Genomic DNA, 11,589 nt, shown 5'->3' with positions numbered 1-11,589 from the left:
CTCCCCCCACCCCCGGGTTTTCTTCACCCCCCCCTTTTTTCTGGGGCGGGGGGGGGCTGGGGCGGTTAACCTGGGTTGCCACACGCGCGGCGAGACAGCCATGAGAACCAGCCGATCCACCGCGCGGCAAGGCGGGCGCCGCTTCCGGAGGTCGACGGGACGGCCGGGATCCGGTGGGGAGCGGCTCACGGCGTACCGGAAAAGGGTTTCAGAAAGCGAGGTGACCGTTGGCCGCCCGCGCTGCCGCAGCGAACGCCGGCATCTCGACCACCTCGATGCCCGCCGCGATGAGCAGCGCCACACCTTCGCAGGTCACGAAGAGGTCGGGCTCCCGCCAGGCGATCACCACCCGGGGGATGCCGGCCGCGATGATCAGGCCGGTGCAGGTGGCGTTCGGGCGGCTGGCGCGTTTGGAGCAGGGTTCCAGGGTGCTGTACATGGTGGCGGTCCGCAGCCGCGGCTGACCGCCGGCGCGCAGCAGGGCCGACTCCTCGGCGTGCACCTGCGGGTCGGAGTCGCGGGACCAGCCGCCGGCGATCTCCTGGCCGTCACCGTCGACGATCACCGCGCCGACCGAGAACGCGGACGTGGACGGTGGGCAGCGGTGCGCCAGCTCGATCGCGTGGCTCATCCACCGATGGTCGTCCATGTCGCTCCCCGTCGTGCGTCAGCCGGCCCCGGGCAACCCTATCGCCGGGCCGGACCGCGGTCGCGATGGTTGCCGCGGCCCGCCAGACTGGCCGGCATGAGTGATCTCGTCGAACTGACCCGCCACACCGTCAGCCGGCTGGCGAAGGACCATCACGGGGTCGTCGTCGCCGCGCTCGACGGGGACGCCACCGAGATCCAGGGCAGCAACGGGTTCGGCGCCGGGACCCGGTTCGAGATCGGGTCGATCAGCAAGGTGTTCACCGCGCTCGTGCTGGCCCGCCTGGTCGACGCCGGCTCGGTGCGTCTCGATCAGCCGTTGCGGGACTTCCTGCCGGCCCCGGAGGGGATCACCCTGCGGCATCTCGCCCAGCACACGTCCGGGCTGCCCCGCCTGCCGAAAGGCATGATGCTGCGGGCGCTGCTGCGGCCCCACACCCCCGACCCCTACCGGCATTGCACCGCCGACTTCCTGATCGCCAACCTCGCGCGGATCCGCCCGGCCCCGCCCGGCCGCAAATTCCGCTACTCCAACCTCGGCGCCGGACTGCTCGGCCTGGCCCTGTCGCGGCACACCGGCCTGAGCTACGAGGAGCTGGTCAACCGCGAGATCAACTTCTTGCGGGGTACGGGCACCGCCGCCCCCGCCGTCCAGGGCCACGACGCCAAGGGCCGTCCCGTCGCCCCGTGGCATCTCGCCGACCTGGCCGGCGCCGGTGGTCTCCGGTCCACCGTCACCGACGTCGCCGCGTTCGTCCGCGCCCACTTCGACGACGGCCCGCTGACGCCTGCCGTCCGGATCGCCCTTGACGCCGAACATCGGGTGAACCGGTTCCTGACCGTGCGGCTCGGCTGGATGGCACCGCCGGCGTTCCTCTTCCACAACGGGCAGACCGGCGGGTCGTACTCGTTCGCCGCTTTCGACCGGGAGAAGAAGGCCGGTGTGGTGATCCTCAGTGACACCGCGCGCTCCACCGATCGGATCGGCGCGGAATTGCTGAAGAATCTCGCGTCACCCGCGTGAGCATCTGATCATCGAGCGGACGTAACGGTGGGTCGCGAATTCCTGGGCCAGAGTGGTCAGCGGCCCGCCGATCCGCGCCAGCGCCGACACCGGCCGGGAGAACGCGGTGATCCGGAACCGGACCCGCCCGCCCGCTGTCAGGTGCACGACGAACGCCTCCTCGCCGCACTCCGGATGCCCCGGCAGCGTGCCGTACGCGAAACCCCGCTGGTCGTCCTGATCCACCCGGTAGACCACCCGGCACGGCGCGACCAGCCGCAACCTGCCGAAACCGATGCCGATCACCACCGGCAGACCCGGCTCGGCCGGTCCGGCGGCGGTCACCGTCAGGCCCGCGCCCCGGTGCATCCGCCAGTCCAGCAGCGCCGCCGACGCCCGCTCGAACGTCTCCCGGCCCGCACCGACCGCCACGTCCCGGCGGACATGCCGGTATCCCGCCGGGAGGGGTGCCGCCCGGGTGGCGCCGACCTCGGCATAGGTGAAAGGAGCGTTCAGCAACATCAGGATCACCCTAAACGCATTTACCATGATGGGTGCGGTGAACCGAACGAAGATCCACATTGTGTTAAAGACCAGTGAGCTTTTTTCGGGAGGGCAAGGGGTACGGGGATGGCCGGTCAGGAACCGCTCGGCAGGGAATACCTTCTGCATGAGGAGATCGGCCGCGGCGCGATGGCGGTCGTGCGGCGGGCGACGAGCCGTCAGGGCGGCCCGCCCCTGGCGGCGAAACTGCTCCGGCCCGAGCTGGCCGGCGATCGCCGGGTCCGCGAACTGTTCCTCCGCGAGGAGGCCGCACTGCGCGCCCTGCACCATCCGGCCATCGTCGGCCTGCGCGACCTGATCGTCGAGGGCGGCACCCTGGCCCTGGTCATGGAGTACGTGGACGGCCCCAACCTGCGCCGCTACCTGTCCCTGCGGGGCGGCCGCCTCACCCCCGCCGAGGTCGTCACGATCGCCGCGCAGACCGCCGCCGCCCTGGCCGCCGCCCACCAGCACGGCGTCGTCCACCTCGACCTGAAACCGGAGAACATCCTGGTCCGGCGGCGTTCCACCCCGCCGGAGATCCGGATCACCGACTTCGGCGTGGCGGTCCTGCTCAACGACACCGACCACATCCCGGCCGGCGGCACCCCCGGCTACACCGCACCGGAGATCTTCCAGGGCGGCGCCCCGACCCCGGCCGCCGACGTGTGGTCGCTCGGCGTGCTGCTGCTGGAGCTGACCACCGGCCGCCCCACCGGCGACCCGTCCCTGCTGCCCGGCCCGCTCGGGCCGGTCGCCCGGGACTGCCTCGCCCCCGACCCGCGCCGCCGGCCGCCCGCCCGGCGGGTCGCCGCCTACCTGCACCAGTTCGCGGCGGCCGTCCGGCCGTCCAGCGCGCCGCCGATCTCCGGGGGCTTCGCTGCCGGTCCGCCTCCGGCCCCCGGGGCCTTCGCTGCCGGTCCGCCGCCGGTCACCGGGGCCTTCGCTGCCGGTCCGCCGCCGGTCACCGATCCGGAGCCGACGACGCTGCCGTTGGGGTTCCCGCCGCCGCAGCTGCCGCAGCCGACATATCCGCCGCCCGCGCCGCCGCAGCCGCCCCGGCCCGCCTTCGTCCCGCCGTCCCGCGACACCCTCGGCAGCTGGGCGGGGCAACTGCCCGACACCGGGGCGTACGCTCCGCCCCCACCGGCCTCACCACGGGATTCGTCGCGCTGGCGCAGCGGGCCGCTGATCACCCTGGGCCTGGCCGGGCTGGCCGCCGCCGTGATCGTCGGGATCAACGTGACCGCCGCCGCCGGTGAGCGCACCAGCAACCTGGTCACCAAGGTCAGCGTCCCGCCGCCGGTGTCGCCCGTCGAGAAGACCACGTCAGCCGCCCCACTGCCGTCCGGCACGCTGCCGCCGACCAGCGAGGTCGCCCTGCCGCCGCTCAACACCCCGGCCGCGGACCGGCTGCGGGTCACCCTGGCCGGCAAGGTCGACGACGAGGCCGGCACCCTGGCCATCTCGATCCGGGACGGGGCGGCGATCGCGTACATCTGCGACGGCGACCGCCTCGAAGCCTGGCTCAAGGGCACCGCCAAGAACGGCCTCCTCAACCTGACCGGCAAGAACGGCACCAAGATCACCGGCCTGTTCGACGCCACCCGCGCCGCCGGCGACGTCACGGTCGGCGGCAAGGCGCACCGCTTCGAGATCGGCGTGGTCAGCAAGCCGTCCGGCCTCTACCGCCTGGCCGGCCGGGTCGGCAGCGCCCGCGTCAACGGCTCCTGGATCGTCCTGCCCGACGGGCGGCAGGTGGGGGTGGTGCTCAAGGACGAGCAGCCCGCTCCGGCCCCGGTCCTGGACGTCACCAACCGCACCACCACCGTCGACGGCGCCGTCCTGACCGGCGCCACCACGATCGACGTCGACACCGGCGAGGGATTCTGACATGCCGGCCGCGACCGTGCTGCGGCCCCGGGTGTGGCTGCCCGTGGTCGCCGGCGTCGGTGTCGCGGTCGGCCTCGGCGTCTACGGCAGACTGCACGACACCGTCGGCACCACGGACGTGACCGGCTTGATGCGTACCCAGACCCTGAAAGTCTGGCTGGCCACCGCCGTCGCCGCCCTGCTCGCCGTCCAGTTGCTGACCGCCCTCGCGGTGTACGGCCTGCTCCCCGGCCCATCCTGGACCGCCGCCGTGCACCGGTGGAGCGGCCGGATCGCGCTGCTGCTGTCGGTGCCGGTCGCGGTGCACTGCCTCTACCAGTTCGGGCTGCGCTCGGAGACCCCGCGGGTGCTGATCCATTCGCTGCTGGGATGCCTGCTGTACGGCGTCTTCGTCGCCAAGATGCTCCTGCTCAGCCGCCCCGGCGAACACCGCGGCTGGGGTGTCCCACTGGCCGGCGGCCTGGTTCTGGCAGCGGTCGCGGGCCTGTGGGCGACCTCGGCCCTGTGGTTCTTCACCACCATCGGCGCCAGCTGGTGACGCGCCGTCCGATTGCCGCCAGACGTCCGGCCGCCCACCGAGCAGGATTCCGGCATGAACAACGCACTCCAGGGAAAGGCGGCCCTGGTCACCGGCGGTGGCCGGGGGATCGGCGCGGCGGTGGCGCTGCGCCTGGCCGGGTACGGCGCCGACGTGGCCCTGACCTACCAGCGCAACCGGCAGCGCGCCGACGACATCGTGCACCGGATCGAAGCCGGTGGCCGGCGGACGATCGCCGTCCAGGCCGGCAGTGCCGACCCCGGCGCGGTGGTGGCCGCCGCCGAACAGGCCGCCGGCACGTTCGGCCGCCTGGACATCCTGGTCAACAACGCCGGCGCCTTCAGTTGACCCTGGACGAGTTCGAGGAGACCGTGGCGGTCAACGTGCGGGCGCCGTTCGTCGCCTCGCAAGCGGGCGGTACGGCACATGGCCGCCGGAGGCCGGATCATCAACATCGGCAGCAACGTCGCCGGGCGTGCGGTCTTTCCCGGCTTCGCCCTGTACGCCATGAGCAAGACCGCCCTGACCGGCCTGACCAAGGCGCTCGGCCGCGAACTCGGCGGCCGTGCCATCACCGTGAACCTGGTGAACCCGGGCCCCACCGACACCGAACTCAATCCGGCCGACAACCCGAACGCGCCTGTGATCAGCGGTTTCACCGCCCTCGGCCACTACGCGGACCCCACCGACGTGGCCACGGCGGTGGGGTTCCTGGCGGGCCCGGACGCCCACTGCATCACCGGCGCGACGATCAACGTCGACGGCGGCTTCACCACCTGAATCAGCAGCGGCCCGGACCTGGCCGGAATCCACCCACCGCCTACCGCGCCACCGGCTACCGCCCATGGCCCACAGCGTTGCCGGCCGCCCGCCGCCTGCCGCCCGCCGCCTGCCGCCCGCCGCCCGCCGCCCACCACCGCCCGCCGGCCACCACCGTTCGGCGCCCGCCACCGCCACCGCCACCGCCAGCCGCCCACCACCGCCCGCCTGCCACCGCCCGCCGCCACCACTACCGCCCGCCCGTTGCGCTGCCGCCCACCTGTCTGTCGTCCACTTCGATCTTGGGCGATTGGGGTGGGACTGAGGGCGGCCCGTCGCGCCGTAGTCCGAGCATGCGTTCGGACCGCGGCCCGACCGGCATGAGTCCCAGATAGAACCCCGGCGCCGGATCTTGTGGACGTGGCTCCGGAGTCGAGCGCACATGATCCGAAGCCGCCTCGAACTCGTGCATTTGATTTCGGGAATCCGGCACGTCGCGCCCAAGGTCGGCACAGTTGGTGATCTTGGGTGCGACGTGCCGATGCGGAGCGCCCAAGATCGCAGGCGGCGCGCCGACTGCGGTGGTCGACTGCCCAAGATCGCAGAGGGCGCCCCGACTGCGTTAGTCAACTGCCCAAGATCGCGAGGCGGTGAGCGGATGCCGACGAGATCGACGGAACCGCGCCGGTGGTGTGCGGATGCGGAGGTGGGTGAGGGGGCCGTGCCGGTGGTGTGCGGATGCGGACGTCAGCGACGGAACCGCGCCGGTATGGGGACGGGCCGGCCGCGGCCCCGGATCACCGTCCGATGGTGGCGAGGACGCGGGCCTGCCCGCCGGAACCGGCCGCGTACGGGATCAGGCCCACGAAGATGCGGGCGCCGCTGCGGGGCATCCGGTGCAGGTTGGCGAGGTTCTCCAGGCCGTAACGGTCGGCGCCGGTCAGGGCCAGGTGGGTGTCGAAGGTGGCGGAGACCCCCGGGTCGATGCTGAGGGTGTCGACGCCGAGGGAGCGGATCCGGCGGTGCCGCAGCAGCCACTCGCACGCGTCCACGCTGAAGCCGGGGAAGTGCAGCGTCCCTGACGTATCCGTGCCACGGTAGGCGTCGGCGTCCCCGGCTTTCGCACCCCAGCCGGAGTACATCAGGACGGCCGCGCCATCGGGGATGCGGCCGTACCGGCGTTCGTACCCCCGCAGGTCCTCGACGGTCACGACGGCGTCCGGGTCGCGGGCCGCCCGCTGCGCGATGTCGACGACCACGGCGGGCAGCAGCAGTTCTGACGGCCGCAGTTCGGTGGAGACCCGGCCGCCGGCGGTGAAGTGCGCGGGCGCGTCCACGTGGGTGCCGATGTGCTCGATGATCCGCCATTCCTGCATGTAGTACCCGTCCTTCTCGATCGAGGTGACGGTCCGCCGAACCGCCTCCTCGCCGGGTGCGAAGGCCGGGAACGCTCCGCTCAGCGGATAGCTGAGGTCGACGACCTCGGGCCCGGTGGTGGCCTCGGCGGGCGCGGGTGAGAACCCCAGAGCGGCGATCCCTGCCGCTCCGGCCAGCGCCGCCCGCCGCGACAGTCCCGATTCGACACACATGACCGTTCCCCCTCGCCTCGGCTACGTACCCGCCCTCATCCTGCCCCGCTCGTGGCCCGGATCGGCCTGGTTACCATCCGTGGCGTGGATCAGGAGTGGGTGGAAGTGACCGCCGGCGGGCGGCAGGCGTGGCGGCATGTGCCCTCGGGTGTGGACTTCCGGTTGGTTCCGGGTGGCACGTTCCGGATGGGGCTGTCGGATGCCGAGGAGTCGGTGCTGCTGGAGCACGTGGAGGCCGGCGCGGTGCCGACCGAGTCGGCGCGACCGGTCCGGACGGTCACGGTCGCGCCGTTTCTGATGGCGCGGCATCCGCTGACGGTCGAGCAGGTGCGGCACTGGCTGCCGGACTTCGAGGACGAGTACGCCGACGGCGACGCGACCGTGGCCCGGATGGAGCTGGAGCTGTACGACCTGCTGCCGCTGCTGCCGTTCCGGTTGCCGAGCGAGGCCGAGTGGGAGTACGCGGCCCGCGCCGGAACCACCACGCTCACCTGGCGCGGCGACGAGGTGCCGGACGACGAGGATCTGCTGCTCGACGAGTTCGGCGACGAGGAGCGGATCGTCGCGTCGGAGAACCCGTTCGGACTGGCGGCGATGGGCTCGGCCGGGGAGATCTGCGCCGACACCTGGCTGCCCGACTACTCCGGCGCGCCGGACGACGCCCGCCCGCGCCTGGGTGACGGCCCACGGGTGCTGCGCGCGGGCGCCGCCGACATGAGCCCGTGGCAGGGCTGTGACGAGTGGCTGGCGATGCTGCCGGTCGCGCGGGAACCGCAGGACATGTTCGGCGCGGTCCGTCCGGTCGCCGAGGTGAGTGTGCTGCCCGGGATCCAATAGTCGCTGCGCCGTGTCGGTCCTGTGACCCCGGTCCGTGACGGTGATCGATGTGGAGAGTGTGCGGGGGAGGTCGCTCGCCTGGCTGGGGCATCCGGTGACGGTGGCGGCGCTGGCGATTCTGGTGGTCAACGACCACGTCCTGAAGGCGGCGTGCCCGGGCTGGCTGACCGGCAAGCTGAGCGACGCGGCGGGCCTGGTGCTGGCGCCGCCGCTGCTCGCGGTCGTGATCGGTCTGCTGGCACCCCGGGTGCGGTTCGAGCGGCTCGCGGTGGGCGCCCTGGTCGCGGTGGGCGTGGGTTTCGGTTTGGCCAAGGCGTGGGCGTACGGGGCCCAGCTCGCCACCGGCGCCTGGAACCTGATCACGCCGTCGCTGGTGCGATCCGACCCGGCCGACCTGCTGGCGCTGCCGTTCCTGGGAGTCGCCTGGTGGGCCGCCCGGCGGCCCTCCCGGAGCCGAACGGAACGCACCCGGCGCTGGATCCGGGCGTGGCGGCTGGCCGTGCTGCTGCCCGTCGCGCTGGCGGGGGTTGCGGCGACCAGTGCGGCGCCGTATCGGTCGGCGGAACAGGTGTACGTCGCCGGGGACACGATCTTCGCCGGTGAACGGTGGTACGAGACGACCTGGTCGGCGAGCCGGGACGGTGGAGTGACCTGGAGCGCCGCGGGCAGGCAGGAGCCGGTGCCGGGGGCGGCGTGCACGACGTCGGTGCCGGAGGTCTGCTATCAGGTGGTCCGGAACGGGATCGGGGTACGGCGCAGCGTCGCGGGCGGTCCGTGGACCGAGGACTGGGCGCTCAGCCTGCGGGAGCGGATCACGTTGAACCGGGCCTACCGGGACAGCCGCGGGATCCACGCGCTCACGTCGCGGTCGATCGGGGTGCTGACCGTTCCGGGCGGGCACGTGGTGGTCGTCGCGAACGGGCGGGACGGGTTCGCGGTCCGGGACGTGACCGGGACGTGGCAGCGGATCGGGTTCCTGGCGGCGCCCGTCGCGGCGGCGCCGGCGATCGTGGAGAGCGACGGGGCGCTGCTGGAGTTCCCGCTCGGCGCGACGGTCATCGCGATGGCGCTGGGGCTCCTCGTCACCACCGGGGGCGTGCTGGTGATGCGGAGGTCCGGGGCGCGGGCGGCGGTCTGGTGGCTGCCGGTGGGGCTGGCGCTCACGGGGCTGGTCACGGTTCCGGCGGCGCTGGCCGGGTGGGCCGATCCGGGTGGGGACGCGGCGATGCCGATGGTCATCCTGGCGATCTTCGGGATCCTGGCGGCGATCGGGTGCTCCGTCGCGGCGGTGATCCTGGCCGGTCTGCGGATGTCGGAGGCGCGGGCGGAACGGCAGGGCCCCCGGATCTACTAGCTGAACGCGGGTGGCGGCCCGGAGGAGTCCGGGCCGCCACGGGCGTGGTGGGCGTACGACATCAGAGGTTTTTGAGCATCTGCTCGAAGTCTGCGGTGAGGGCGAAGGGGTCGGTGACCACCGCCGGCTCCCTGCGCTCGACCTCGCGGGCCAGCTCCGTCGCGGCGCGTTCGATCCGGCCGCGCAGCGGGCCCTCGACGGAGTTGGCGCCCCAGTCGTCGCTGGCGGCGAAGACCGACGTCGGGATGATCGTGGCCCGGAGGTACGCGAACAGCGGGCGCAGCGCGTGCTCCAGGACCAGCGAGTGGCGGGCCGTGCCGGCGGTCGCGGCGAGCAGGACCGGCTTGTCGACCAGGGCGTCCTTGTCGAGGACGTCGAAGAACGACTTGTACAGGCCGCTGTAACTGGCGGAGAACACCGGGGTCACGGTGATCAGCGCGTCGGCCGCGGTGACCGCCTCCTGAGCCTGCTTCAACGCCGGCTTGGCGAAGCCGGTCAGCATGTTGTCGGTGATCTCGTGCGCCAGGTCGCGCAGTTCGATGACCTGGACGTCGAGGGTGACACCGAGCCGGGCGGCGGCCCCCGCCGTGCTCGCGGACAGCTGGTCCGCGAGCAGGCGGGTCGACGACGGCTGGCTCAGGCCCGCGCTGATGACGACGAGCTTGCGCTGCTTCATGCCTGAACCTCTTCCTTGACCTGGGTGTTCTTGGCCAGCTTCGCAGCCAGCAGGGACGCGTGGGTGGGGGCGTCCGGCACGTGGGCCGGCTTGAGGGCGGCGAACTCCTTGCGGAGCACCGGGACCACCTCGGAGCCGAGCAGGTCGAGCTGCTCGAGGACGGTCTTCACCGGCAGGCCGGCGTGGTCCATCAGGAACAGCTGGCGCTGGTAGTCGCCGACGTACTCACGGAAGCCGAGGGTACGGTCGATGACCTGCTGCGGGCTGCCGACGGTCAGCGGCGTCTCCCGGGTGAAGTCCTCCAGCGACGGGCCGTGGCCGTAGACCGGGGCGTTGTCGAAGTACGGCCGGAACTGCTTGACCGCCTCCTGGCTGTTTCTGTGCATGAACACCTGGCCGCCGAGACCGACGATCGCCTGGTCGGCGGAGCCGTGGCCGTAGTGCTCGAACCGCTGCCGGTACAGCTGCACCATCCGCTGCGTGTGCGACGCGGGCCAGAAGATGTGGTTGGCGAAGAAGCCGTCACCGTAGTAGGCGGCCTGCTCGGCGATCTGCGGGCTGCGGATCGAGCCGTGCCAGACGAACGGCGGCACCTCGTCGAGCGGGCGCGGCGTCGAGGTGAAGCTCTGCAGCGGGGTGCGGAACTTGCCCTCCCAGTCGACGATGTGCTCGCGCCACAGCTTGTGCAGCAGCGCGTAGTTCTCCAGCGCGAGCGGGATGCCGGCCCGGATGTCCTTGCCGAACCACGGGTAGACCGGCCCGGTGTTGCCGCGGCCGAGCGTCAGGTCGACCCGGCCGTCGGCGAGGTGCTGCAGCATCGCGAAGTCCTCGGCGATCTTCACCGGGTCGTTCGTGGTGATCAGCGTGGTCGCGGTGGACAGCTGCAGGGTCGTCGTCTGCGCGGCGATGTACGCGAGCGTGGTGGTCGGCGAGGACGAGAAGAACGGCTCGTTGTGGTGCTCGCCGAGCGCGAAGACGTCGAGGCCGACCTCCTCGGCGTGCTTGGCGATGGTGACGATGTCCTTGATGCGCTCAGCCTCGGTGGGCGTCCGGCCGGTGGTCGGGTCCGTCGTGATGTCGCTGACGCTGAAGATTCCGAACTGCATGACCCGCTCCTGGTGATCCGGCCGGGTTTTCTACTTCCCGGACTGCCCCGTACAACTCCCTTGCTTGCGCAACTATTTCAGAGTCAAAGAACTTGTGCTGCGGCGGGGGTCACACTGGGCCGGAACGGCGGGTGGCGGCCTGCCGTCCCGGCCCGGGACGGTCAGCCGGTGGGGGAGAGGTCGGTCGAGGCGCGGAACGAGCCGTCCATCTCGAACGGGACCGACTCGTGTTCGTGGGTGACCAGCCAGCGGCCGTCGATGCGGCGCAGGCCCAGCGTCACCCGGAACCACAGGGTGAAACCCTCGGTCGCGCCGCGCGGGACCGCCGAAAGGCAGTCCAGGCTGGTCGCGAACGCCACGTCGCCGTCCGTGGTGATCTCCAGGCCGGTGACCCGGCGGCGGGGCGGCGCCTCGAACGTGGACATCCAGGCTTCGAGGTGGGACGGGTCGCCGGTGTCGCCGGGCTGGCGCAGCGGCGGGGCGAGGTTGTACTCGACGATGCGGGGCGCGTAGTAGGACAGGATGGCCTTGGCGTCGCCGGTCGAAAGCAGCGCGGCCTTGCGTTCGATGACTTCCCTGATCTCGTTCATGCCGGGACGTCGAAACCGGGCCCGGCGGTTTCGACATGACAGGTGAGAGCGAA

Annotated in this window: 11 protein-coding genes and 1 pseudogene; 6 read left to right on the top strand and 6 right to left on the bottom strand. The window is 72.2% G+C overall.

Features of this window, described 5'->3' with window-relative positions; all coding sequences use genetic code 11:
* Nucleotides 1–208: 208 nt before the first annotated feature.
* The gene (locus ACZ3II_RS37320; RefSeq protein ID WP_465524368.1) at nucleotides 209–649 is read right to left on the bottom strand and encodes a deaminase; all 441 of its coding nucleotides are present in this window, start codon (nucleotides 647–649) and stop codon (nucleotides 209–211) included.
* 96 nt (nucleotides 650–745) lie between these two features.
* Here ACZ3II_RS37320 and ACZ3II_RS37315 point away from each other — a divergent pair, with 96 nt between their 5' ends.
* Nucleotides 746–1,672: a serine hydrolase domain-containing protein gene (locus ACZ3II_RS37315; protein WP_465524366.1), complete on the top strand. Its 927-nt coding sequence runs from the start codon at nucleotides 746–748 to the stop codon at nucleotides 1,670–1,672.
* On the opposite strand, the gene ACZ3II_RS37310 is transcribed toward ACZ3II_RS37315, so the two are convergent.
* Complete coding sequence (locus tag ACZ3II_RS37310) at nucleotides 1,661–2,173, bottom strand: DUF1990 family protein (protein WP_465524364.1); 513 nt, start codon at nucleotides 2,171–2,173, stop codon at nucleotides 1,661–1,663. The genes ACZ3II_RS37315 and ACZ3II_RS37310 overlap by 12 nt on opposite strands.
* A gap of 108 nt (nucleotides 2,174–2,281) precedes the next feature.
* On the opposite strand from ACZ3II_RS37310, the gene ACZ3II_RS37305 reads away from it, so the two are divergent.
* The 3 genes and pseudogenes from ACZ3II_RS37305 to ACZ3II_RS37295 all read left to right on the top strand — a co-directional run bounded on the left by ACZ3II_RS37305 (nucleotide 2,282) and on the right by ACZ3II_RS37295 (nucleotide 5,405).
* Entirely contained in the window at nucleotides 2,282–4,087 is a 1,806-nt protein-coding gene (locus ACZ3II_RS37305; RefSeq protein WP_465524362.1) for a protein kinase domain-containing protein, read from the top strand.
* Nucleotide 4,088: 1 nt separating this feature from the next.
* Nucleotides 4,089–4,625: a DUF6529 family protein gene (locus ACZ3II_RS37300; RefSeq protein ID WP_465524360.1), complete on the top strand. Its 537-nt coding sequence runs from the start codon at nucleotides 4,089–4,091 to the stop codon at nucleotides 4,623–4,625.
* A 54-nt stretch (nucleotides 4,626–4,679) separates the two neighbouring features.
* Nucleotides 4,680–5,405, top strand: a pseudogene (locus tag ACZ3II_RS37295) (SDR family oxidoreductase).
* Between the two features lie 776 nt (nucleotides 5,406–6,181).
* Here ACZ3II_RS37295 and ACZ3II_RS37290 read toward each other — a convergent pair.
* Complete coding sequence (locus tag ACZ3II_RS37290; protein ID WP_465524358.1) at nucleotides 6,182–6,973, bottom strand: cyclase family protein; 792 nt, start codon at nucleotides 6,971–6,973, stop codon at nucleotides 6,182–6,184.
* 84 nt (nucleotides 6,974–7,057) lie between these two features.
* On the opposite strand from ACZ3II_RS37290, the gene ACZ3II_RS37285 reads away from it, so the two are divergent.
* Nucleotides 7,058–7,810 carry a formylglycine-generating enzyme family protein gene (locus ACZ3II_RS37285; RefSeq protein ID WP_465524356.1) on the top strand — a complete coding sequence of 251 codons (753 nt, stop codon included), beginning with the start codon at nucleotides 7,058–7,060 and terminating at the stop codon, nucleotides 7,808–7,810.
* 49 nt (nucleotides 7,811–7,859) lie between these two features.
* Nucleotides 7,860–9,164 carry a hypothetical protein gene (locus ACZ3II_RS37280; protein ID WP_465524354.1) on the top strand — a complete coding sequence of 435 codons (1,305 nt, stop codon included), beginning with the start codon at nucleotides 7,860–7,862 and terminating at the stop codon, nucleotides 9,162–9,164.
* Between the two features lie 61 nt (nucleotides 9,165–9,225).
* On the opposite strand, the gene ACZ3II_RS37275 is transcribed toward ACZ3II_RS37280, so the two are convergent.
* From ACZ3II_RS37275 to ACZ3II_RS37265, 3 genes are all read right to left on the bottom strand, one after another.
* Nucleotides 9,226–9,840: an FMN reductase gene (locus ACZ3II_RS37275; protein WP_465524352.1), complete on the bottom strand. Its 615-nt coding sequence runs from the start codon at nucleotides 9,838–9,840 to the stop codon at nucleotides 9,226–9,228.
* Nucleotides 9,837–10,946, bottom strand: a complete 1,110-nt coding sequence (locus tag ACZ3II_RS37270) for an LLM class flavin-dependent oxidoreductase (RefSeq protein WP_465524350.1) — start codon at nucleotides 10,944–10,946, stop codon at nucleotides 9,837–9,839. Before ACZ3II_RS37270 ends, ACZ3II_RS37275 begins: the two co-directional genes overlap by 4 nt.
* Nucleotides 10,947–11,107: 161 nt before the next feature.
* On the bottom strand, nucleotides 11,108–11,536 hold the full coding sequence (locus ACZ3II_RS37265) for a YybH family protein (protein WP_465524348.1): 429 nt from the start codon (nucleotides 11,534–11,536) through the stop codon (nucleotides 11,108–11,110).
* Between the last annotated feature and the right edge of the window lie 53 nt (nucleotides 11,537–11,589).

It is taken from the genome of Actinoplanes sp. NPDC019969, from assembly GCF_055562375.1.
The sequence above is the reverse complement of the archived record's forward strand: the minus strand, read 5'-3'. Positions and strand labels throughout refer to the sequence as shown.